This is a genomic window from Streptomyces sp. NPDC001070 (genome assembly GCF_053598835.1).
On the sequence record NZ_JBSFLB010000002.1, the window covers coordinates 340048 to 362129 of the forward strand.

Annotated in this window: 18 protein-coding genes and 2 pseudogenes; 11 read left to right on the top strand and 9 right to left on the bottom strand. The window is 72.7% G+C overall.

All coding sequences use genetic code 11. From position 1 onward, the window contains the following. Positions 1–232: 232 nt before the first annotated feature. Both ACWDAS_RS03790 and ACWDAS_RS03795 read left to right on the top strand, forming a co-directional pair. Positions 233–1129, top strand: a complete 897-nt coding sequence (locus tag ACWDAS_RS03790) for a ComEA family DNA-binding protein (protein WP_450387127.1) — start codon at positions 233–235, stop codon at positions 1127–1129. Then, a pseudogene (locus tag ACWDAS_RS03795) lies at positions 1126–3552 on the top strand (ComEC/Rec2 family competence protein); the annotation flags it as partial. The gene ACWDAS_RS03790 and the pseudogene ACWDAS_RS03795, both read left to right, overlap by 4 nt. 99 nt (positions 3553–3651) lie before the next feature. On the opposite strand, the gene ACWDAS_RS03800 reads toward ACWDAS_RS03795, so the two are convergent. Further along, positions 3652–5073 (bottom strand): APC family permease, encoded by a 1422-nt coding sequence (locus ACWDAS_RS03800; protein WP_450387129.1) that lies wholly within the window; start codon positions 5071–5073, stop codon positions 3652–3654. 214 nt (positions 5074–5287) lie between these two features. Beyond that, positions 5288–5731: a pyridoxamine 5'-phosphate oxidase family protein gene (locus ACWDAS_RS03805; protein ID WP_450387131.1), complete on the bottom strand. Its 444-nt coding sequence runs from the start codon at positions 5729–5731 to the stop codon at positions 5288–5290. A gap of 57 nt (positions 5732–5788) precedes the next feature. On the opposite strand from ACWDAS_RS03805, the gene ACWDAS_RS03810 reads away from it, so the two are divergent. After that, complete coding sequence (locus tag ACWDAS_RS03810; RefSeq protein WP_450387133.1) at positions 5789–6565, top strand: arylamine N-acetyltransferase family protein; 777 nt, start codon at positions 5789–5791, stop codon at positions 6563–6565. A 57-nt stretch (positions 6566–6622) separates the two neighbouring features. Further along, on the top strand, positions 6623–8059 hold the full coding sequence (locus ACWDAS_RS03815; RefSeq protein WP_450387135.1) for an ATP-binding protein: 1437 nt from the start codon (positions 6623–6625) through the stop codon (positions 8057–8059). Between the two features lie 15 nt (positions 8060–8074). Here the strand turns inward: ACWDAS_RS03815 and ACWDAS_RS03820 are convergent, their stop codons facing one another. Continuing rightward, entirely contained in the window at positions 8075–8473 is a 399-nt protein-coding gene (locus ACWDAS_RS03820; RefSeq protein ID WP_450387136.1) for a RidA family protein, read from the bottom strand. Between the two features lie 328 nt (positions 8474–8801). Between ACWDAS_RS03820 and ACWDAS_RS03825 the strand changes: the two genes are divergently transcribed. Beyond that, complete coding sequence (locus ACWDAS_RS03825) at positions 8802–9065, top strand: GlsB/YeaQ/YmgE family stress response membrane protein (RefSeq protein ID WP_450387138.1); 264 nt, start codon at positions 8802–8804, stop codon at positions 9063–9065. Here the strand turns inward: ACWDAS_RS03825 and ACWDAS_RS03830 are convergent. Next, entirely contained in the window at positions 9031–10464 is a 1434-nt protein-coding gene (locus ACWDAS_RS03830; protein WP_450387140.1) for a hypothetical protein, read from the bottom strand. The two genes, ACWDAS_RS03825 and ACWDAS_RS03830, sit on opposite strands and share 35 nt — an antisense overlap. 3 nt (positions 10465–10467) lie before the next feature. Next, complete coding sequence (locus tag ACWDAS_RS03835; RefSeq protein WP_450387141.1) at positions 10468–10713, bottom strand: hypothetical protein; 246 nt, start codon at positions 10711–10713, stop codon at positions 10468–10470. A 40-nt stretch (positions 10714–10753) separates the two neighbouring features. Between ACWDAS_RS03835 and holA the strand changes: the two genes are divergently transcribed. Beyond that, a complete protein-coding gene (holA, locus tag ACWDAS_RS03840) occupies positions 10754–11737 on the top strand; it encodes a DNA polymerase III subunit delta (protein WP_450387143.1) in 984 nt (327 codons plus the stop codon). Positions 11738–12192: 455 nt separating this feature from the next. On the opposite strand, the gene rpsT is transcribed toward holA, so the two are convergent. Beyond that, entirely contained in the window at positions 12193–12459 is a 267-nt protein-coding gene (gene rpsT, locus ACWDAS_RS03845; RefSeq protein WP_450387145.1) for a 30S ribosomal protein S20, read from the bottom strand. A 236-nt stretch (positions 12460–12695) separates the two neighbouring features. On the opposite strand from rpsT, the gene lepA reads away from it, so the two are divergent. From lepA to ACWDAS_RS03860, 3 genes are all read left to right on the top strand, one after another. Next, positions 12696–14561: a translation elongation factor 4 gene (gene lepA / locus ACWDAS_RS03850; RefSeq protein ID WP_450387146.1), complete on the top strand. Its 1866-nt coding sequence runs from the start codon at positions 12696–12698 to the stop codon at positions 14559–14561. A 191-nt stretch (positions 14562–14752) separates the two neighbouring features. Further along, positions 14753–15010 (top strand): hypothetical protein, encoded by a 258-nt coding sequence (locus ACWDAS_RS03855; protein ID WP_450387148.1) that lies wholly within the window; start codon positions 14753–14755, stop codon positions 15008–15010. Positions 15011–15241: 231 nt separating this feature from the next. Continuing rightward, positions 15242–17119 carry an AMP-dependent synthetase/ligase gene (locus ACWDAS_RS03860; RefSeq protein WP_450387150.1) on the top strand — a complete coding sequence of 626 codons (1878 nt, stop codon included), beginning with the start codon at positions 15242–15244 and terminating at the stop codon, positions 17117–17119. 8 nt (positions 17120–17127) lie between these two features. Here ACWDAS_RS03860 and ACWDAS_RS03865 read toward each other — a convergent pair whose 3' ends face one another. The 3 genes and pseudogenes from ACWDAS_RS03865 to ACWDAS_RS03875 form a co-directional block, all read right to left on the bottom strand. Then, positions 17128–17667, bottom strand: coding sequence for a response regulator (locus tag ACWDAS_RS03865; protein WP_450387288.1), 540 nt, complete (start codon positions 17665–17667; stop codon positions 17128–17130). Positions 17668–17723: 56 nt separating this feature from the next. Next, positions 17724–17984 (bottom strand): response regulator, encoded by a 261-nt coding sequence (locus tag ACWDAS_RS03870; RefSeq protein WP_450387152.1) that lies wholly within the window; start codon positions 17982–17984, stop codon positions 17724–17726. Between the two features lie 11 nt (positions 17985–17995). After that, positions 17996–18472, bottom strand: a pseudogene (locus ACWDAS_RS03875) (HAMP domain-containing protein); the annotation flags it as partial. A gap of 239 nt (positions 18473–18711) precedes the next feature. On the opposite strand from ACWDAS_RS03875, the gene ACWDAS_RS03880 reads away from it, so the two are divergent. Beyond that, on the top strand, positions 18712–20532 hold the full coding sequence (locus tag ACWDAS_RS03880) for a SpoIIE family protein phosphatase (RefSeq protein WP_450387154.1): 1821 nt from the start codon (positions 18712–18714) through the stop codon (positions 20530–20532). A gap of 301 nt (positions 20533–20833) precedes the next feature. Continuing rightward, complete coding sequence (gene hemW, locus ACWDAS_RS03885; protein ID WP_450387156.1) at positions 20834–22066, top strand: radical SAM family heme chaperone HemW; 1233 nt, start codon at positions 20834–20836, stop codon at positions 22064–22066. Positions 22067–22082: the final 16 nt, after the last annotated feature.

Consider the following 22082-nt stretch of genomic DNA (forward strand, 5'->3'; position numbering starts at 1 on the left):
TGCTGGAGCCCCGGGTGCTGGAGCCCCGGGTTCTGGAGCGGCGGGGTACGGGGGTACGGGACAAGGGTCGCGGAGCGGCGGCGTCCATGGTGTCGGGAAGAGGTGCGGTGGGAGAGAAGCCCGCGGCTCGGGCGACCTCTTTCGGGTGACACGGATTTCCACAACCCCCCGGTAATCCACAGAACTTCCGCAAGATCATCTTGCCTCGGCGCACCCTCCTACCGTCCCTGACATGGGACCGACCACCGCAACCACCCGCCACCGCAGGCACACTTCCGCCGCGGCCCCCACCCCTGGGGCCGTCCGCGAGCGGGCCGCCGCCCTCTTCGACCCCCCGCCCCGCCCAACGGCCCGGGGCGAGGCCGCCGCGCCCCAGCCGCCTCCTGCGCAGGCCCCGGCAGCCCCGGCAGCCCCGAGAACCCCGGCAGCCCCGGCTGTCCCGGAACCGACCACGCGCGGCGCCGCGTGGCGACTCGCTCTGACCGAACGCCTCCCCACCTGGTTCTCCGTCCGCTGCGGCATCGAGGCGAAGACCGCGGTCGCCGTTGCCGTCGTGCTCCTCGTCGCCCTGGCCTTCGCGGTGCACCACTTCCGGACGGGCAGACCGCGCACCGTCGCGGTGCCCCCGGCCGCCTCGGCGCTGCCCGCCGCGGCACAGGCGCCTGCCGCGGTCGCGCCACGGGTGCCCCGCCCCGCGCCGGGGGCCGCACCGGTGCTGGTCGTCGACATCGCCGGCAAGGTCAGGAGGCCGGGGCTGCGCCGCCTGCCTGCCGGGTCCCGCGTGGCGGACGCCCTGGCCGCCGCCGGGGGAGCGCTACCCGGCACGGACACCAGTGCCCTGAATCTGGCCCGGTTGCTGGCCGACGGAGAGCAGATCGTCGTGGGCCGCCCCGCCGGGCCGCCGTCCGCCGCGATTCCGGGGGCCGCCGCCGCGACCGGCCCCCTCAGTCTCAGTGCCGCCACCGCGGAGCAGCTGGACGCGCTGCCCGGAGTGGGTCCTGTGCTCGCCCGCCACATCATCGACTACCGCACGCGGCACGGCGGCTTCACGTCCGTCGAGCAGTTGCGCGATGTCAACGGCATCGGGGACCGCCGGTTCTCCGATCTGAAGTCGCTGGTCACCCCGTGAGCGCGCCCCGCCCGGCGGTGCACGCCGCGGCCGCCTCGCCCCGGGGCGCGTCGAATCCCCGTCAAGAGGGCCCGCCGGACCTGCGGTTGGTGGCGCCCGCCCTGGCGGCCTGGCTTGCCGCGGGCGTGGCCCTCGCCGTACCGGGGGAAGCCGTGGCGTGGGCGTGCGTGCCGGCTGCCCTGGGGGCGGTGGCGCTGCTCGTACGCGGGTGGGCGACGGTCGCCACCGTGCTGCTGTGCGCGGCTGCGTCCGGCGCCGTCGCCGGTCTGCACGCCGCGGATCTCCACCGCGGTCCGCTTCCCGGGCTCGCGGCCGAACATGCTCACGCGGCGGTGGAGTTGGCGCTGATCGCCGATCCCCGCGTGGTCCGCCCGCATGTGAGCGGTGCCGCCCGGGCCCCGGACGCCGCGCTGCTGGAGGCGGAGGCCGTGCGGGTGACGGCACAGGGCACAACGACCGCTGTCCGCACCCCGGTCCTGGTCATCGCCCGGCAACCGACCGCCCCATGGCTGCGGTTGCTGCCCGGTGCCCGTATCGCCGTGGAGGCCCGCCTCGCTCCGCCGGCGGGGCCGGGCGACCGGATCGCCGCGGTCCTGTCGGCCCATGGCCCGCCCCGTGTCGTCGGTCCGCCGAGTCGCGCGCAACGCATGGCCGGCGGCCTGCGTGCGGGGCTGCGTGAGGCGACCGACGGCCTGCCCTCCGATGCCCGGGCCCTCCTACCGGGTCTGGTCGTCGGTGACACGTCCCGTATCCCGGTGGAGTTGCACGACGCGTTCGAGGCCACCGACCTGACCCATCTGACCGCGGTCAGCGGCTCCAATCTCTCGCTGGTCCTGATCCTCTTGATCGGTCCGCCCGGTGCCGCCCTGCGTGCCGAGCGCGGTGGTCTCGCGCCGCGGCTGGCGATCCCGCTCCGGCTGACGGCGGTGCTCGGGGGAGTGCTCACCGCGGGGTTCGTCGTCGTGTGCCGTCCCGATCCCAGCGTGCTGCGCGCGGCCGCCTGCGGGCTGATCACCCTGCTCGCCATCGGCACGGGCCGGCGTCGCAGCCTGCTGCCCGCGTTGTGCGCGGCCGCACTGGTGCTGCTCCTCTACGACCCCTGGCTCGCGCGCTCGTACGGCTTCGCCCTGTCCGTGCTGGCCACCGGTGCCCTCCTCGCCCTCGCGCCGCGCTGGAGCGCCGCCCTGCGGCGCCGGAGGGTGCCGCCGCGTCTGGCGGAGGTCCTGGCCGCGGCGGGTGCCGCGCAGGCGGTGTGCGCCCCGGTGGTGGCCGTCTTGGCCGCCCACGTCAGCCTGGTGGCCGTCCCCTGCAATCTGCTGGCGGAGCTCGCGGTGGGCCCGGCCACCGTCCTGGGGTTCGCCGCCCTGGCCGCCGCACCGCTCGCCATACCCGCCGCCAAGGCCCTCGCCTGGCTCGCCGCCTGGCCGGCCGGCTGGATCGCGGCGGTGGCCCGGCACGGTGCCGCCCTGCCCGGCGCGACGCTCGACTGGCCGGGCACATGGGCGGGTGCCCTGCTCCTCGCCGCCCTCACGGTGATGGCGGTCGCCGTGGGGCGCCGCCTCCTGAGGCGTCCGTGGTTGTGCGCCGTCGTCGTACTGCTGGTCGTGTCGGCCGTCCTGCGCCCCATCCCGCTGCCCCGGTCCGTGACCGGCTGGCCGCTGCCCTCCTGGCGGCTGGTGGCCTGCGACGTCGGTCAGGGCGACGCGCTGGTGCTGTCCGCGGGCGACGGCACCGCTCTGGTGGTCGACACCGGCCCGGAGCCCCGCCTCGTCGACCGCTGTCTGCGCTCCCTGGGGGTCACCGTGGTCCCGCTGCTCCTCCTCACCCACTTCCACGCCGACCATGTCGCCGGCCTGCCCGGGGTCCTGCGCGGCCGGGCCGTGGGCGCCATCGAGACCACCACCCTGGACGAGCCCTCCGACCAGGCGGCCTTCGTACGCCGTCAGGCAGCCGCCGCCCGCGTCCCCCTGCTGCGCGCGGAGGCCGGCGAGCACCGCCGCCTGGGCTCCCTGGACTGGCGGGTCCTGTGGCCTTCCCCGGCCGTGCCGCGGGCCGCAGACGACTCCGGCCCCAACGACGCCAGCGTCACCCTGCTGGTCCGCACGGCCGGGCTCACCGTGCTCCTGCTCGGGGACCTGGAGCCCGCCGCCCAGCGCGCGCTCCTGACCGCCGCCCCGGAGCTGCCGCGCGTCGACGTCCTCAAGGTCGCCCATCACGGCTCCGCGTACCAGGACCCCGGCCTCCTGGCCCGTCTCCGCCCCCGCCTCGCCGTCGTCAGCTGCGGCGCCGGCAACCCCTACGGCCACCCGTCACCGCGCACCGTCGCCGCTCTGCGCGCCCAGGGCGCGACCGTCCTGCGCACCGACCGGGACGGCCCGATCGCCGTCCTGGGGGACCGGGAGGATCTGCGGGCCGCCGCGGCCGGCCCGTCCGGTGGCGCGGAGCGAGTCGTCCGCAGACGGCGAAGGGCCCGCACCGGTACGCGACCGGTACGGGCCCCACACGCCCGAGGGAGGGGCGGCTCAGACCTTCTCGAGCCCCAGTTCCTCCTCCGGCACGGAGATCACCCAACGGGTGCTCTGCCGCGGCCGCAGGTAGAGCAGCCAGTAGGCCAGGGAGGCCGCGACGATCACACCGGTGATCACCAGGTCCTGCGCCGTCTGCTGGGTCAGCACGTACGCCAGCACGACGACCAGGAGCAGCGGCACCGCGGGCCACAGCGGCATGCGCCAGGCCGACCGCTCCTTGTGCCCACCGCGTCGCGAACCGAGGGCCGCCAGGGCGACGACGATGTACATCGCCGCGACCGCGACACCCGTGACGCCGCTCAGGGTCTCCACCGGCACGAAGCACAGCACCGCGCCCGGTACGCCGACCGCGAGCGTCGCGATCCACGGAGCGCCGAACCTCTTGCTCAGCGTGCCGAAGGCCTTGTTGACCGGGGTCGGCCAGGCACGGTCCCGCGCGGAGGCGTAGAGCACGCGGGAGTTCTGGATGACCATCACGATGCCCGCGTTGATGATCGCCAGCGCGATGCAGAGGCTGATGAAGGTGCCGACCGCCGAGTTGCTCCAGCCCCGGACGAGGGCGGAGAGGTCACCGGCCATCAGCGAGTTCATGTCGGGAGCGCCCAGTGTGATCGCGATCGTCGGCACGATCACCACCAGCGCGCCGATGCCCAGCGTCCACAGCACGGTGCGGGAGACCGTGTGCCGCGGGTTCTCCATCTCCTCGGACAGGTACACGGCCGTGCTGAAGCCCTGCAGCACGAAGAGCGCGATCGCCAGCCCCGCGATGATCGTCCCCGCCGTGACCGCCGAACTCACCCCGTGCCCAGCCTCCGTCACCGGGTGGATCAGCACCGAAGCGGACCGCGAGGTGTGCGAGAAGCCGAGGAAGGCCACGACCCCCGCCGCGACGACCTCCAGGACCAGGAAGATGCCCGTGATCCAGGCGTTCGCCCGCAGGTCCAGCAGGCCCATGACGGTCGCGAGCAGCATGACCGCGGCGCCCGCTGTCTTCGGGTCGATCTGCATGATCGGCGCCAGGTACTCACCTGTGCCGAGCGCGATGATCGGCGGCACGATCATGACGACGATCAGGGACAGCACGAACACGATCCACCCGGCCAGCCGCCCGATGAGCGTGCCCACCATCGCGTACTCGCCACCGGCGCTCGGGATCAGCGTCCCCAGCTCCGAATAGCAGAAGGCCACCGCGATGCAGAGGATCGCCGCGATCACGATGGTCAGCGCCGTACCCGTCCCCAGATCGGCGAAGAGCGGCGGCACGATGACGAACAGCGACGATGCCGGGGTCAGGCACGAGAGCGTCAGCAGGGTTCCACCGACCACGCCGATCGACCTCTTCAGGGACTTCGGCGCTTCGATGGGAGGGGCCAGCGGAGAGTGCGGGGCCGCCGGCGGGTGGAGCGTGTCGGTCATGCGCGCATCCGATCGGGTCGGGCTGAAGGGGGCTACCGCCTCCGGTCCAGGGAAACATGAACGGAATATTCACTTCCGGTTCCGAGGATGAAACCGCGCGCGTCAAGTCCCCGTCAAGAGCCTCCAGACAACGAAATCCGAAGATCAACTACCGCCCGTCCAACGCAAACCCAAGTGATATGCGTCTCGTGCTGCACATATCAGCGCTCGCGGATCAGAATAGCCACGCCCCATCTTTCATCAGGTCACGGTCTCGCATCTCGGATACCGTCCCCCAGGCCTGCACCCATTGCGGCCGAATCGCGTAGAACGCGTACGAAGGGCCGTCGCCTCGCGGGTCCCACTCGGCCTTCTCCGCGAACGCCTCGCCGACGCCCTCCGGCAGCTCCGCACACCGCACGACCCTCGCCGAGCCGTCGATGAGCACCAGATCCCGGGTGTGCCCCAGGCTCATCCGCACCCGTCCCGACGTCTCCAGGTTCCGCCCCGTGGGATTCGTCGTCCGCGTCGCCAGCCACAACTCCTCCCCGTCCCACCAGAAGGAGAGCGGGACCAGGCACGGCACCCCCTCCGCGTCCGCCGTCGCCACCCACACGTCCTCGTCGTCCCGGAGCCGGCGCATCGCACCGGCGTGTCGCTCGCGCAGCGTTCGTGTCATGCTCGCGAAACTACCGGCCTGTAGCGCCGGAGCCGCCGTTTCCCCAAGACTGGCCCCATGGACGCATCCCAGGTCGACGCATACCTCCACCGCATCGGCGCCTCCCGCCCCGCCCGCCCCGACGCGGCGGCTCTCCGCGAGCTGCACCTGCGCCACCTGATCGCCGTCCCCTTCGAGAACCTCTCCATCCATCTCGGCGAGGGCGTCTCCCTGGACCCCGATGCCCTCCGCAACAAGATCGTCAGTGCTCGCCGGGGCGGCTTCTGCTACGAGCTCAACGGCGCCTTCGGGGCACTGCTCGCCGCCCTCGGCTACGACGTCACCCACTGCGCGGCCCGCACGATCAACGGCGGACGCCTCGGCATCCCCTTCGACCACATGGCGCTCCACGTCCGCACCGGCGACGGGGCCACACTCCTCGCCGACGTCGGCTTCGGCCGCCACGCCCACCACCCCCTCCGCCTCACCCCCGACACCGACCAGTCCGACCCCGGCGGCGTCTTCCGCTTCACCCCGGCCCCGCACGGCGACCTCGACCTCCACCACGACGGCGTCCCGGTCTTCCGTCTCGAACCGCGCCCGCGCGACCTCGCCGACTTCGAGGTCGGCTCCTGGTACCAGCAGACCTCGCCGAAGTCCCACTTCACGCAGTCCCTCGTCTGCTCCCGCCTCACCGAGGACGGCGGCCGGCTCACGCTCTCCGGCCGCACACTCATCACCACCGCCCCGGACGGCACTCGCCTCGAGGAACCCCTGGACACCGACGACGTCGTCCTCTCCGCCTACCGCGACAGCTTCGGCCTCGCCCTGGACCGGGTCCCCGAGGTAAAGTAAGACTCGATCTACGTAAGATCCGGTCTACCTTCATACTCGCCGCAGGGGCCGATGCCGATGGAGTTCACGGGCCGCACCGCCGACCTCGAGCGCCTCAACCACCAACTGCGCCTGGTCACCGAGGGCACGGCCGCTACCCGCGGCCAAGCCGTGATCATGACCGGCCGGCGCCGCGTCGGGAAATCCCGGCTCGTCCAGGAGTTCTGCGACCGCTCGGGGCTGCCCTACATGGTCTTCCAGGCCACCCGCGGCCGGAACCCCGCGGCGGAGCGGGCGGACTTCGCCACCGCCCTCGCCCAGTCCGCCCTGCCCGGCGCCGATCTCGTCGCCGGGCTCCAGGCCGCCGACTGGAACCAGGCGCTGCGCTCGCTCGCCCTCGCCGCCCCCGACACCACGCCGAGCATCGCCGTCATCGACGAGGTGCCCTGGCTGGTCGAGCAGGACCCCGAGTTCGAAGGAGCCCTGCAGACCGTCTGGGACCGCCACCTGTCCGCCAAGCCCGTTCTCCTGGTCCTGGTCGGCAGCGACATGTCGGTGATGGAGGCCCTCCAGACCTACGGCCGCCCCTTCTTCGGCCGCGGCACCAAGATGACCGTGCGCCCCCTGCACCTCGCCGACGTGCAGGCCATGACCGGTCTCGGCGCCGCCGACGCCGTGGACGCGCTCCTGATCACCGGGGGCTTCCCGGAGATCGTCCAGTCGTGGCGGCCCGGCACCTCCCGCACCGCCTTCCTGCGCGAGGCCTTCTCCACCCCGCTCTCCCCGCTCCTCGTCGCGGGGGAGCTCTCCCTGCTCGGCGAGTTCCCCGAGGCCTCCCACTCCCGCGCCGTCCTGGAGGCCGTCGGCAGCGGCGAACGCACCTTCTCCTCCATCGCCGCCCACACCGGCGGCGCCCACCCGCTTCCTTCGGGCACCCTCTCGCCCCTGCTCGGCACCCTGCTGACCAAGCGCGTCCTGGCCGCCGACCTCCCGCTGTCCACCAAGGCCGACACCAAGAACAAGCGCTACCGCATCGCCGACCCGTACCTCCGCTTCTGGCTGGCCTTCGTGGACCGCGCTCTCCCGCTGATCGAACGCGGCCGCGGCGACCTCGCCCTCGACCGCTTCGAGCGCTCCTGGCCCACCTGGCGCGGCCGCGCTGTCGAACCCGTCGTCCGCGCCGGCCTGCAGCGGCTGCTCCCCGACGAGGCGTGGCCCCGCACCGAGGTCGTCGGCGGCTGGTGGAACCGCCAGAACAACCCGGAGGTGGACCTCGTCGGCGCCGACCGCGAACCGGTGGCCGCACAGGTCCACTTCGTCGGCTCGATCAAGTGGTTCGACACCCACCCCTTCGGCCGCCACGAATACGAAGCCCTCGTCCGCGACGTGCCGGCCGTCCCCGGCGCGACCTCCGCCACACCCCTCGTCGCGGTCTCCCGCTCCGGCGTCACCCCCGGCCTCCCCCTGGCCGCCCACTGGGGCCCCGAGGAGCTGGTGCGCGCCTGGCAGGGATGAGCTCCGCGCCACGGGTCACGGCACCACCGCCGTCGCCGTGATCTCCACCAACTGGCCGGTGTACCCGAGGCAGCCGACGCCGAGCAGCGTCGACGTATGGGGCCCGGCACTCAGCCCCGAGGCCCGGACGACCTCCCAGACCCGTGACAACTCGGCGGTGTCGGACCCGACGACGTACACCGTGCTGGCGACCACGTGCTCCAGACCGCTGCCCACAGCGCGCAGGGCCTCCGCGAGATTGGCGACGACCTGCCGCGCCTGGGCGACCGGATCACCGGGCCCCACCAGGGCGCCCTCGGCGTCGAGGGGCACGGAACCCGCCATGAAGGCGATCCGCTGCCCGGCGTCGACGACCGCGGCATGCGCGTAGCCGGGCGGCGGGAACAGGGTGGGGACGATCGTGCGGTGGACCACGGGGCCTCCTGGCTCGGACGGGCCGACCCGGCCATCGTGCAGAAGCACCACCGGGGACGTCACCAGGTTTTCGCGTCCCGCCACACAGTGAGGGCAGCGGGCACGCCCTGCCCGCGCACGCCGAACAGCGGCGCCGCCTCAGCGGCTTGAAGGCGAGCGGACCGCAGGTGGCGGCACCGAGGCGGGCGCCGGCGCGGCGTCGCGCGGTGCCCACCGTGCCGGTGCGCGAGCCGGGAGCTTTCCGGGAAGTGCAACCACCTTGTCACGGGATGCCCATGGCTCGGTCTCAGCAGGCATGAAGGACCGGAGGCCGTGGCAGGTTGACGGCATGACCATCATCGGCTGGATCGTACTGGGCCTCCTCGCGGGCGCCATCGCGAAGATACTGCTCCCCGGCAAGGACCCGGGCGGGCTGGTCGGGACGACGCTGATCGGTATCGCGGGCGCCGTGGTCGGCGGCTGGATCTCGGCGAAGTTCCTGGACCACCCCATCACCAAGAACTTCTACGACCTGCCCACGTGGGGCGCGGCCATAGGCGGCGCGCTCGTCCTCCTGATCATCTACCGCATTCTGTTCGGCGACTCCCGCTGACCGCGGGCACGGGCAGCAGCCGCACGTCCTCCCGGCGTACGGAGAAGGCCTGCGAACGCCGCGGGTCCCAGAGCCAGATCCACTCCTCGGAGCTGCCGAAGGACAGGACGGCGCGGCCGGACGGCACCGGGCCGTTCTCCACGGCGAGTGGTCCGTCACCGACGGGCACGACGCACATCAGGGTGCCCCGCAGCCCGAAGTACGCGGGCGGGGTCTCCCCCCGCCCGGCGGCGGACGCGGCGACCCGGGCGGCCGAGTCGGCGTCGCGGGAACCGACGACGAGCGAGGTGAGGGCGAAGGCCGCCGAGAGCAGCACGGTGACGGCGACCAGGGCGAGGCGGTTGTCGCCCTTGGCGACGTGCACATGCCGCAGCCAGCCCGTCACCGCCGTCAGGAAGAGGACGAACGCCAGGGCGAGGCACAGAGGTTCGGCGGCGGCCGCGTACCGCCACAGGTCCTCGGTGGAGCGGACCGAGGAGGACGGAATGCCGAACCAGCCGAGGTAGAACGCCTGCATCAGCCGGCCGAGCCAGCTGACCAGCGACCATCCCACCGGAAGGGCCAGCGGTACCAGCCAGACCGCGTTCCGCGAGAACCACGAGTCGCGCAGCGCGAAGTACACCCCCGGCGCGCAGAGCAGGGTCAGCGCCGCCAGGACCGGGACCGCGACGGCGGTGCCCGGCGGCCCGGGCAGGGCGCGACCGCCCACCGCGGCGGCGACGAGGCCCGCGGCGGCGGGCAGCATCCACACCCGGGGCAGCCTGCGGCGTGCCCGGACGGCAGCCTCCTGCTCCGTCTCGGGCGGGACGGGCCGCAGTTCGTACGCCTCGGCGGTGAACTCGTCCCCGCCCAGTGGCCGTTCCGTCAGCTCCCGCTCGATCGCCTCCCGGGTGAGCCCGTTCGGCAGGCGCAGCAGCCGGTGTGCGCCGCGTCCGCCGCACGCCGCCCACCACCGCGCGAGCCGGCTCCGCCAAGAGGAGCCGTCGCCGGGACGGCGGATCACGCGGTACTCCGTCCGCGGGTCGTCAGGCCGGGCCAGCAGCGCCGCGTCCCTGACCCACAGGCCGAGCTGGTGGGTCCTGGCCAGCCGCTCGACCGCGCCGCAGGCCGCCTTCTCGGCCCGCCAGCGGGAGCCGTTGAGCCGGACCTCGACGACCAGCGCGACCCGGCTCCCGCCCGCCGTGACGGGGGAGTCCTCACGGCCGGCGCGGCGTACCGTCCAGCCCCGGGCCTCCATCAGGCCCTCGGCGAGGGCGAGCTCGTCGGGCTGGTCGACGGCCTCGACCAGAAGGCGTACGCGCTGGTTGAAGGCGGCGGCCGGGAGCACCCCGGCCGCCTCGGGACGCTGCGTCCCCGGATCCTGCGGGCGACGGCGCTGCACCGGTACGCGCAGCGGCACGGTCTATTCCTCCTCGAGCCAGCCCTCGAACTCCTCCGCCAGCGCGTTGAGCGCGGCGGGATCGAGCTCCTCGTCGTCATCGCTTATGACGACGAGCCACTGGGCGTCCTCGGCGTCGTCCTCCCCCGCGAGGGCGTCGCGGACGAGCTGGGGACGGGTGGGCAGGTCGAAGCGCTCGGCGGCTTCGTCGGCGGCGTCCTCGGCGGCATCGCGGTCGGGGAGGACGAGCACATGTCTTACGTCGGTCACCGGGACATTGTGTCGGACCCGCGTGGGATGCTGGACCGCGATGGCCAGGAACAGTACGACAGACAGCCCGCTCGCCCCCGTGACGATCGCCGTGGGGCAGGAGGACCTGCTCCTCGACCGCGCGGTGCGGGAGGTCGTGCAGGCGGCGCGGGCGGCCGACGCCGACACCGACGTGCGCGATCTCACTCCGGACGCGCTCCAGCCGGGCACGCTCGCGGAGCTGACCAGCCCGTCGCTCTTCTCGGAGCGCAAGGTCGTGGTCGTGCGGAACGCGCAGGATCTGTCCGCCGACACGGTCAAGGACGTGAAGGCCTATCTCGACACCCCCGTCGAGGAGATCACGCTCGTCCTGCTGCACGCGGGTGGTGCCAAGGGCAAGGGCCTGCTGGACGCGGCACGCAAGGCCGGGGCGCGCGAGGTGGCGTGCCCGAAGATGACGAAGCCCGCGGACCGGCTGGCCTTCGTCCGCCAGGAGTTCCGCACCCTCGGCCGGTCCGCGACGCCCGAGGCCTGCCAGGCCCTGGTCGACGCCATCGGCAGCGACCTGCGGGAGCTCGCCAGTGCCTGCGCCCAGCTCGCCGCCGACGTGGAGGGCGCGATCGACGCGGCCGTGGTCGCCCGCTACTACACGGGCCGGGCCGAGGCCACCGGCTTCGAGGTCGCCGACCTGGCGGTGACCGGCCGCGCCGCCGAGGCGCTGGAGCGGCTGCGCTGGGCCGTCGCGGTCGGCCAGCCGCTGCCCGGCATCACCTTCGCGCTCGCCTCGGGCGTACGGGCCATCGGCAAGCTTGCCTCCGCTCCGCGCGGGGCGCGGCCCGCGGACCTGGCCCGGGACCTGGGCATGCCGCCGTGGAAGATCGACCGGGTACGGCAGCAGATGCGCGGCTGGTCCGGCGACGGGGTCTCCGCCGCCCTGCGCGCGGTCGCCGAGGCCGACGCCGCGGTCAAGGGCGGCGGCGCCGACCCCGCGTACGCGCTGGAGAAGGCGGTCGTGGCGGTCGCCCGCGCGGCCCGCTCCCGCTGACGCCGGCAGCGGTGGCCCAGGGCCGGGAGCCTGTCGTCACATCGGCACCCCCGGCTCCGCTGGGGGTGTCCCCGGGCGCGGTGCAATCGCAAGGCGGAGAGTCGTCCTCGTAGCGGGCTGCTCGGACGATCCGACGACGCAGCCGAGGCCAGGTGCCGTGTGGTGGGGGCACCCCCGGCCGAAGGCTGGGGGAGGGAAGCCGACGACAGGCTCTGGCTGCACAGCCCTTCGTCATCCCCCCGTGACGGCGCGGCATTCCCGCCGTACCGGCATGAACATGGCATATCTACCAAGCCCGAAGGGCCCCGTACCGGGGAGGTACGGGGCCCTTCGGAGGCCGCACCCGCGTGGCGAACGCAGGCCGCGTGCGGCCGGAAGATCAAGGGTGCCGGTGGAGGAGCGGGTGAGAGGGACCGCTGTGTCCGTCACCGGCGGGGTACTGCGTACGAGAAGGCTCAGCCCTGGAGGGAGGCGACCTTGACGGCCAGCGCCGACTTCTTGTTGGCGGCCTGGTTCTTGTGGATGACGCCCTTGCTCACGGCCTTGTCGAGCTTCTTGGCGGCGAGACGCGCGGCCTCGTTGGCCTTCTCGACGTCGCCGGCGGCCACGGCCTCACGGGTGCGGCGGATGGCGGTCTTGAGCTCGGACTTGACGGCCTTGTTGCGCAGGCGCGCCTTCTCGTTGGTCTTGTTGCGCTTGATCTGGGACTTGATGTTCGCCACGAAAGAGCCTTTTCAGGTTTGATCTGATGGGGTTCGCACCTCGGGTAGAGGGCACGAGGCGCGACTGCCCAGGTTAGCAGTCGGCCACCGCGCCGCCCAAACCGGCGGCCGCCGGGGCAGGTCCCGGCCCCTCGCCGGCCGCCCGGCATGGCCGTGGGTCCCGGCCATGGGACTATAGGAGCCATACGTATCGATCCGACCAGAGGCGACAGGCGCCTCAAGAGACAGGACCCTGCGTGCCCGCGACCCCTTCGAACGTGCCGGAGCCGAGCCGTACCGACCCGGCGCTGATCCGCAATTTCTGCATCATCGCGCACATCGACCACGGCAAGTCGACGCTTGCCGACCGGATGCTCCAGCTCACCGGTGTGGTGGATCAGCGGCAGATGCGCGCCCAATACCTCGACCGGATGGACATCGAGCGCGAGCGCGGCATCACGATCAAGTCCCAGGCCGTCCGTCTGCCCTGGGCGCCCACCGAGGGCGCTGGTCAGGGGAAGACCCACATCCTGAACATGATCGACACCCCGGGGCACGTGGACTTCACCTACGAGGTGTCGCGGTCGCTCGCGGCCTGCGAGGGCACGATTCTGCTGGTCGACGCCGCCCAGGGCATCGAGGCGCAGACGCTGGCCAACCTCTACCTGGCGATGGAGAACGACCTCACCATCGTCCCGGTGCTGAACAAGATCGACCTGCCGGCCGCGCAGCCCGAGAAGTTCTCCGAGGAGCTGGCCAACCTCATCGGCTGCGACCCCTCGGACGTGCTGAAGGTCTCCGCCAAGACCGGGCTCGGCGTCGAGGCGCTGCTGGACCGCGTCGTGGAGACCGTCCCGGCGCCGGTCGGCGTGGGGGACGCACCCGCCCGCGCGATGATCTTCGACTCGGTGTACGACTCCTACCGCGGCGTCGTCACCTACGTCCGGGTCGTCGACGGTCAGCTCAGCAAGCGCGAGCGGATCAGGATGATGTCCACCGGCGCGACCCACGAGCTGCTGGAGATCGGCACCAACTCGCCCGAGATGCTGCCGGCCGACGGTCTGGGCGTCGGCGAGGTGGGCTACCTGATCACCGGTGTGAAGGACGTCCGCCAGTCCAAGGTGGGTGACACGATCACCCAGCAGACCAAGGGCGCCACCGAGGCCCTGGGCGGCTACAAGGACCCCAAGCCCATGGTGTTCTCGGGCCTTTACCCGCTGGACGGCTCCGACTACCCGGAGCTGCGCGACGCCCTGGACAAGCTCCAGCTCAACGACGCCGCCCTGGTCTACGAGCCGGAGACCTCCGCGGCCCTCGGCTTCGGCTTCCGTGTCGGCTTCCTCGGCCTGCTCCACCTGGACGTGATCCGCGAGCGCCTCGAGCGCGAGTTCGGCCTCGACCTGATCGCCACCGCTCCCAACGTGGTCTACCGCGTGGTGATGGAGGACGGCGCCGAGCACACCGTCACCAACCCCAGCGAGTTCCCCGAGGGCAAGATCTCCGAGGTGTACGAGCCGGTGGTGCGGGCCACTATCCTGGCGCCCACCGAGTTCATCGGCGCGATCATGGAGCTCTGCCAGACCCGGCGGGGCTCGCTGCTGGGCATGGACTACCTCTCCGAGGACCGGGTGGAGATCCGCTACACCCTTCCCCTCGCCGAGATCGTCTTCGACTTCTTCGACCAGTTGAAGTCCAAGACCCGCGGCTACGCCTCGCTCGACTACGAGCCCACCGGCGAGCAGTCCTCCAGCCTGGTCAAGGTGGACATCCTGCTGCACGGCGACAAGGTCGACGCCTTCTCCGCGATCACGCACAAGGACAACGCGTACGCGTACGGCGTGCGCCTGGTGGCCAAGCTGCGCGAGCTCATCCCGCGGCAGAGCTTCGAGGTGCCGGTCCAGGCCGCCATCGGATCCCGGGTGATCGCCCGCGAGACCATCCGCGCCATCCGCAAGGACGTCCTCGCCAAGTGCTACGGCGGTGACATCTCCCGCAAGCGGAAGCTGCTGGAGAAGCAGAAGGAAGGCAAGAAGCGGATGAAGATGGTCGGCTCCGTGGAGGTGCCGCAGGAGGCCTTCATCGCGGTGCTCTCCAGCGACGACGCCGCGGCCAAGAAGAAGTAGCCGCCGGCGCGGTCCAACCCGCCGCACGCGAGGGGCGCTTGTCCGATGACCGGGCAGGCGCTCTTTCGTATGAACGGCCCGGCATTCGGGTGATTGGCAAAAAGCCGGGCGTGCGCGGTTTCTGCCGGGAGCTCGTGACGTTACTCATCGTGACAGCGGCGAAAGACGCCGCTGCGGAAGGGGAATGTGACGTGAAGTACTCGAAGGCCGCGGCCGTCGTCGCCGGTTCCGTGATCGCGCTGGGCGCCGCCGGTGCCGCCGCGTCCCCCGCCTTCGCCGGGGAGGCCCTCCCGCTCGGCAACGGGCCGATGAAGATCCTGGACGCCAAGGACGAGGTCACCAAGACCGGCCTCAAGGCGGTCACCGGGAAGACGAACGAGCTGCTCGGCGGGGCCAGCAAGGCCGGGGGCACCAAGGCCATGATCGGCGGCCTGCCCATCGGAGGCTGATCGCCGCGACCCTCCGGTGCCGCCGACGGGTGGCCGGCGCGGCCGGAAGGCGGGCTCCCCGGATTCCGGGCGGGCCCGCCGTTATATGTATGTGGCATGCATTTTGGTCGTCACGGTTGCATCGCGGTGACCGCAGCCCCTTACCAAGCGGGCGTCGATTCCCTAGTCTGATCACCACTCGGTAGTTACTCACGAGTCACCCAGCAAAGAGGCGGGCCCCCGGAGGTTGTCGTGACCGACACGCAGACTTTGATCGAGAACCGGCCGCCCTCCGTGGCGAACCTGTTCCTGGAGCGCGTCGAGGCGACGCCCGATGCCGAGGCGTACCGGTTCCCGGTGCCGTCGGCGGACGGCGGACGGGAATCCTGGACTTCGCTGACCTGGAAGCAGGCCGCCGACCGGGTCTACGCCATCGCCGCGGGCCTGATGGACCTGGGCGTACGCCCCGAGGAGCGGGTGGCCATCGCCTCCGCCACCCGGGTCGAGTGGATCCTCGCCGACCTCGGCGTGCTGTGCGCCGGAGCGGCCACCACCACCGTCTACCCGAGCACCAACGCCGACGAGACGGCCTTCATCCTGGCCGACTCCGGCAGCCGGGTGCTGATCGCCGAGAACGCGGCGCAGCTGGCCAAGGCCGTCGAGCGTCGCGCGGAGCTGCCCGAGCTGGCCCACGTCGTGGTCGTCGACGCCGACGGCGCCGACCTCGGGGACGACGGCTGGGTGCTCTCGCTGGCCCAGCTGGAGCAGCGCGGCAAGGTCTACCTGGAGAAGAGCCCCGAGGCGGTACGCAAGGCCGTGGGGGAGATCACCAAGGACCAGCTGGCCACCCTGATCTACACCTCCGGCACCACCGGCCGCCCCAAGGGCGTACGGCTGCCGCACGACTGCTGGGCGTACATGGCCCGGGCGATCCAGGCGAACGGCCTGCTGGAGGCCGAGGACGTCCAGTACCTCTGGCTGCCGCTGGCGCACGTCTTCGGCAAGGTGCTCACCGCCGGTCACATCACCATCGGGCACGTGACCGCTGTCGACGGTCGCGTCGACAAGATCATCGAGAATCTGCCGGTCGTGCAGCCCACCTACATGGCCGCCGTCCCGCGCATCTTCGAGAAGGTCTACAACGGCGTCGCCGCCAAGGCCCGCGCCGGCGGCGCGGCCAAGTACCGGATCTTCAAGTGGGCCGCCGAGGTCGCCCGCGACTACGCCAAGGCCACCCAGGACAACCGCCGCCGCACCGGCAACGCCAGTGCCCCCTTCGCGCTCTCCGCCAAGCACGCCGTCGCCGACCGCCTGGTCTACGCCAAGCTCCGCGAGGCCTTCGGCGGCAGGCTGCGCGCCTGTGTCTCCGGCTCCGCCGCCCTCGCCCCGGAGATCGGCTACTTCTTCTCCGGCGCCGGTATCCACATCCTGGAGGGCTACGGACTGACCGAGTCCAGCGCCGCCAGCTTCGTCAACCCCGGCGAGGCGTACCGCACCGGCACGGTCGGCAAGCCGCTGCCCGGCACCGAGGTCCGGATCGCCGAGGACGGCGAGATCCTGCTGCGCGGCCCCGGCATCATGCAGGGCTACCACGGGCTGCCCGAGAAGACGGCAGAGGTGCTCGAGCCGGACGGCTGGTTCCACACCGGTGACATCGGGGAGCTCTCCGCGGACGGCTTCCTCACCATCACCGACCGCAAGAAGGACATCATCAAGAACTCCAACGGCAAGTACATCGCGCCGGCGGCGGTCGAGGGCCAGTTCAAGGCCGCCTGTCCCTTCATCAGCAACGTGCTGGTGATCGGCGCCGACCGCAACTTCTGCACCGCCCTGTTCGCCCTCGACGAGCCCACGATCCTCGGCTGGGCGAAGGAGAACGGCCTGGAGGGCCGGTCCTACGCGGAGGTCGTCGCCTCCGAGCAGGTGCGGGAGCTGATCGACGGCTACGTGAAGCGGGTCAACGAGGACCTGCAGCGCTGGCAGCAGATCAAGACCTTCCGCGTGCTGCCCCGCGACCTCGACGTCGAGCACGGCGACCTCACGCCGAGCCTGAAGCTCAAGCGCCCGGTCGTGGAGCGGGAGTTCAAGGACCTGATCGAGGACATGTACGCCGGTACGCGGGAGGGCTGAGCCCGTCCTCAGTCGCCCACCCGGGGGCCCGGCAGGTCCGCGCCGCGGAACGCGCGCTCCAGCCGGGCCACGCGGTGGGCGAGCGCGGTGACGTCCGGACGGCCGTCGGCGGCGAGTTGCCGTTCGACGGCCGCGAGGCGCCGCTCCATCGCCTCGAGCCGGCCCCGGTCACGTTCCAGCAGGCCCCGCAGCTGCCGGGTCTTGTGGTGCAGGTCGATGAAGACGGTCACCTTGGCACGCAGCACCCAGGGGTCGAAGGGCTTGGTCAGGTAGTCCGCCGCGCCGGTGGAGTAGCCGCGGAAGGCGAAGGTGGTGTCCAGGTCGTTCCCGGTCAGGAAGATGATCGGGATGTCCTTGGTCTGGTCGAGGCGCTTGATGTTCGCGGCGGTCTCGAAGCCGTCCATGCCGGGCATCAGGACGTCGAGCAGCACCACCGCGAACTCCTGGCGCAGCAGTGCCTTCATCGCCTCCTCCCCGGAACGGGCGCGGACCAGCGGCTGGTTGAGCGCGCCGAGGATCGCCTCCAAGGCGACGAGGTTGTCCTCCATGTCGTCGACGAGGAGGATGCCCGCCGTGCCGCCGACGGTGCCGGTGGTGCCCGGGTTCACGATGTGGGCCTCGCGGGGTCGTAGGGGCCGGGGCCGTCGCCGTCCTGCGCAGCCTCGGGGTCGCGCAGCAGATGCGCCACGTGCAGCAGCCGGTCCACGTCCACCGGCTTGGGCACGTAGTCGCCGGCGCCGCAGGCCATGGAGCGCTCGCGGTCGCCCGGCATCGCCTTCGCCGTGAGGGCGATGATCGGCAACTCGGCGAAGCGCGGTGTGCGGCGGATGGCCTCGATCGGCTCGTAGCCGTCCGTCTCGGGCATCATTACACATCCTCCACCCGGGCCTGGCCGCCCAGCCGGCCGTCGGTGCCGACCTCCCGGGCGGCCCGGGTCACCTCCCCGGTGAACAGCGACAACTGTTCCACCATGCGGCTGACCGCCCGGCCCGGTCTCCGCAGGTCCCCGCGGAGCGGCCGGCTGCCGTCGTGCAGATCCACCCGCTGCGTCAAGTCGCCGCCCGCCGCGGCGTCCAGCACCCGGGTCGCGTTCGCCGCCGGGATCACCAGCGCGCCGATCGGGGAGTTCGCCGCCCGCACGCTCATCGCCCAGGAACCCTGGCCGGGGCTCTCCGCGAGCCGCTCGTCGAGCGTGCCCCGGCGGACGACCTCCCGCATGACGCCGGCCAGTTCGGGGGAGAAGTGCTGCTCCCGGGCGACGATCGGGTTGAACGTTCCGGCGACTTCGGCCTGCACCCCTTTTGTCCCTTCGCCCAGCCGCACACCGAAGTCGCCGTCGCGCAGGGAGCGCATCGCCGTCAGCAGCGGCCGCAGTTCCGCCACGCGGATCCACTCTCCGTCCGGGGGCGGGTCGACGACACGCGGACGGGCGGGAGCAGCGGTTTTCGGGGCGGGAACAGCCGATTTGAGAGCCATGATGGCCTTCTTCGGTGACTCGGCGCTTATGGGCGCGCTCAGTCTGTCACGCTGGACGTGCCGTTAAGGGCGCAATGCCGGATCTGCTCGGGAGCCGCACAGTGGGGCCTGATTCCATGCCACGGGAGTTCGTCTCCCGTACCAGCCTGCCCGGGAATCAGCTCGCGGCCTCCGCCGCGCGGAAGTTCGTCCGTGCCGCGCTGGCCGAATGGACCACGGAGGAGCCCTGGCCGGCCGAGAGCATCGGTGACCATCTCGTGGACGACGCGGTGCTCCTGGTGAGCGAACTCGTCACCAACGCGGTCATCCACGCGGGCACGACGGTCGAGCTGCTCTGCCGGCTGGAGAGCGCCGCGCCCGGCGGACGCGACGAGGGCGGGCTCGTCGTCGAGGTCTCCGACCACCACCCGGCCCGCGTCGTCCGCGACCGGGCCGAACTCGCCCGCGAGGGCCGCGACGGCGGGCGCGGCCTGCAGCTCGTCTCCGCGCTCTCCGAGGAGTGGGGCATCACCTACCGGCGCGACCGGAAGACCATCTGGTGCCGGCTGGCCGTCATGCGCGAACCCAGGGGTGTCCTGCCCCCGGCCCCCGAGGCCGACCGCGCCCTGATGCGCGGACTGCGCGCCACCGAGATCCTCGCGCCCATGCCGCACCGCGGCCTGCGGCGGCACGACAGCGAATGGATCAGCCGCGGCTCGCTCTCCTTCCTCGCCGAGGCCTCCGACCTGCTCGCCGGGCAGCTCGACGAGGACATGGTCGCCTCCCTCGCCGGGCAGCTGCTCGTTCCCCGGCTCGCCGACTGGTGCGCGGTCTGGCTGTCCGGGGACGGCCCCGAGAACACCGAGCCGCGCCTGGCCCGCGTCTGGCACGCCGCGGAGAGCCGCATCGACGGGCTCCGCATGGTGCTGGAGAAGGAGCCGCCGCCCCCGGGCACCCGCGCCGGCGCCGTCCCCTGGCCCTGGCCCGCCACCGCCCAGGGCGGGGACACGGTCGGCGCGGCACTCGCCTGCCCCCTGATCACCGGCGGCCGCTGCCACGGCACGCTGCTGCTGGGGCGTACGGGGCTGATGCGCTTCCCCGACGAGGTCATCGGGCTCATCGAGGACTTCGCGCGACGGGTCGCGCTCGCGGTGGGCACCGCCCGCCAGTACGCACGCCAGGCCATGATCAGCCGGGTCCTGCAGCGCGGCCTGCTGCCCGCCGGGATCGGCGCCGTGCCGGGCGTCGACACCGCCGTCGTCTACGAGCCCACGCGCGCGGACGTCGTCGGCGGCGACTTCTACGACCTCTTCCCCGCGGGGGGCGGCCGCTGGTGCTTCGCCCTCGGCGACGTCCAGGGCAACGGTCCCGAGGCCGCGGCGGTCACCGGCCTCGCCCGGCCCGTCATGCGGCTCCTCGCACGCGAGGGGTACGGGGTCGCGGAGGTCCTCGACCGGCTCAACCGCGCCCTCGCGGACGAGGCCGCGGCGGCCACGCTCGGCGACGCGCTCGGCCCGGGCTGGGACGCGGGGCCGCGGTTCCTGTCCCTCCTGTACGGGGAGATCATCCCGGAGGGCGACGGATCGGGCGGCCGCGGCGCCCTCTGCACGCTGGCCAGCGCCGGCCACCCCTTGCCGTTGCTCCTCACGGAAGGCGGTGCGGTGCGGCCCGCGGCCACGCCGCAGATACTGCTGGGGATCACGGACGACGCGCGGTACCGCAGCGAATCGTTCCACCTGGCCCCCGGGGACACGCTGCTGTGCGTCACCGACGGGGTGACGGAGCGGCGCAGCGGAGGCCGCCAGTTCGACGACGACGACGGGCTCGCGGCCGTGCTGGCGGCTTGCGCCGGGCTGGGGGCGGCGGGGGTGGCGGAGCGGATCCGGCGGGCGGTGCACGAGTACGACGTGGCTCCGCCGGACGATGACTTGGCGTTGCTGGTGCTTCAGGCTCAATAGCGGTGCGTCGTTGTGTGCGGGTTGTCTGCGCTTGCGGTGGGGGTTCCCCGCGTTCTGGACGCTGACGCATATGTGTGTGCGGCATCCGGGACAGATTGAGGTGGTGCCCGCCATGCACGTGAATATGCGCTCCGGAATGGCCGGCCCCGGAGGCCCCGACCCCGGCCCACTACACGCGCAGCGCAGGACGGCAACTGATCGCGCCGGGCAACCCCACCCCCCAACCGCAACCACAGCGGCGCCGCACACGACAAGGCGCACCCGGGACGGCAACGCTCGGGGATGCCGGACAATGGGACGCATGCCATCCGTACTGCCCGACGGCGATCCGATGCCCGAGGACGGCGCGCTCCCGGCCGCGGCCCTCCGCGGCGCCGCGGACCGCCCGCTGGGGTTCTACCTGCACGTCCCGTACTGCGCCACGCGCTGCGGCTACTGCGACTTCAACACCTACACCGCCGCCGAGCTGCGCGGCACCGGCGGCGTGCTCGCCTCCCGCGAGAACTACGCGGACACCCTCATCGAGGAGATCCGGCTGGCGCGCAAGGTGCTGGGCGACGACCCCCGCCGCGTCGAGACCGTGTTCGTCGGCGGCGGGACCCCCACCCTGCTCCCGGCCGCGGACCTGGCGCGCATGCTCGGGGCGATCCGGGACGAGTTCGGCCTGGCGGAGGGCGCGGAGGTCACCACCGAGGCGAACCCGGAGTCGGTCGACCCCGAGTACCTGGGGGAACTGCGGGCCGGGGGGTACAACCGGATCTCGTTCGGCATGCAGAGCGCCCGCCCGCATGTGCTGCAGGTGCTGGACCGGCGGCACACGCCGGGCCGTCCGGAGGCGTGCGTGGCGGAGGCGCGGGCGGCGGGCTTCGAGCACGTCAACCTGGACCTGATCTACGGCACCCCCGGGGAGTCGGACGACGACTGGCGGGCGTCGCTGGACGCCGCGATCGGCGCGGGCCCGGACCATGTGTCGGCGTACGCGCTGATCGTGGAGGAGGGCACGCAGCTGGCGCGCCGGATCCGGCGCGGTGAGGTGCCGATGACGGACGACGACGTGCACGCAGACCGCTACCTGGTGGCGGAGGAGCGTCTCGCGGGGGCCGGTTTCGGCTGGTACGAGGTGTCGAACTGGGCGACCGCGGACGAGGCCCGGTGCCGCCACAACGAGCTGTACTGGACCGGCGCGGACTGGTGGGGCGCCGGGCCGGGTGCGCACAGCCACGTCGGCGGGGTGCGCTGGTGGAACGTGAAGCACCCGGCGGCGTACGCGGCCGCGCTCGCGGAGGGGCGCAGTCCCGGCGCGGGCCGCGAGGTGCTGGCGGCGGAGGACCGCCGTGTGGAGCGGATCCTGCTGGAGCTGCGGCTCTCCGACGGCTGCCCGCTCGGCATCCTCGCCCCGGCGGGCGCGGAGGCCGCGGAGCGCGCCGTAAGGGACGGCCTCCTGGAGTCCGGTCCTTACGCCGAGGGCCGCGCCGTCCTCACCCTCCGCGGCCGCCTGCTGGCGGACGCGGTGGTCAGGGACCTGGTCGACTAGCACCCCCGGCCGGCCC

Coding starts and splice junctions, on each gene's coding strand:
- ACWDAS_RS03790 (WP_450387127.1), top strand. CDS start 233: ATGGGACCGACCACCGCAACCACCCGCCACCGCAGGCACACTTCCGCC.
- ACWDAS_RS03800 (WP_450387129.1), bottom strand. CDS start 5,073: ATGACCGACACGCTCCACCCGCCGGCGGCCCCGCACTCTCCGCTGGCC.
- ACWDAS_RS03805 (WP_450387131.1), bottom strand. CDS start 5,731: ATGACACGAACGCTGCGCGAGCGACACGCCGGTGCGATGCGCCGGCTC.
- ACWDAS_RS03810 (WP_450387133.1), top strand. CDS start 5,789: ATGGACGCATCCCAGGTCGACGCATACCTCCACCGCATCGGCGCCTCC.
- ACWDAS_RS03815 (WP_450387135.1), top strand. CDS start 6,623: ATGGAGTTCACGGGCCGCACCGCCGACCTCGAGCGCCTCAACCACCAA.
- ACWDAS_RS03825 (WP_450387138.1), top strand. CDS start 8,802: ATGACCATCATCGGCTGGATCGTACTGGGCCTCCTCGCGGGCGCCATC.
- holA (WP_450387143.1), top strand. CDS start 10,754: ATGGCCAGGAACAGTACGACAGACAGCCCGCTCGCCCCCGTGACGATC.
- ACWDAS_RS03865 (WP_450387288.1), bottom strand. CDS start 17,667: ATGGAGGACAACCTCGTCGCCTTGGAGGCGATCCTCGGCGCGCTCAAC.
- ACWDAS_RS03870 (WP_450387152.1), bottom strand. CDS start 17,984: ATGCCCGAGACGGACGGCTACGAGCCGATCGAGGCCATCCGCCGCACA.
- ACWDAS_RS03880 (WP_450387154.1), top strand. CDS start 18,712: ATGCCACGGGAGTTCGTCTCCCGTACCAGCCTGCCCGGGAATCAGCTC.
- hemW (WP_450387156.1), top strand. CDS start 20,834: ATGCCATCCGTACTGCCCGACGGCGATCCGATGCCCGAGGACGGCGCG.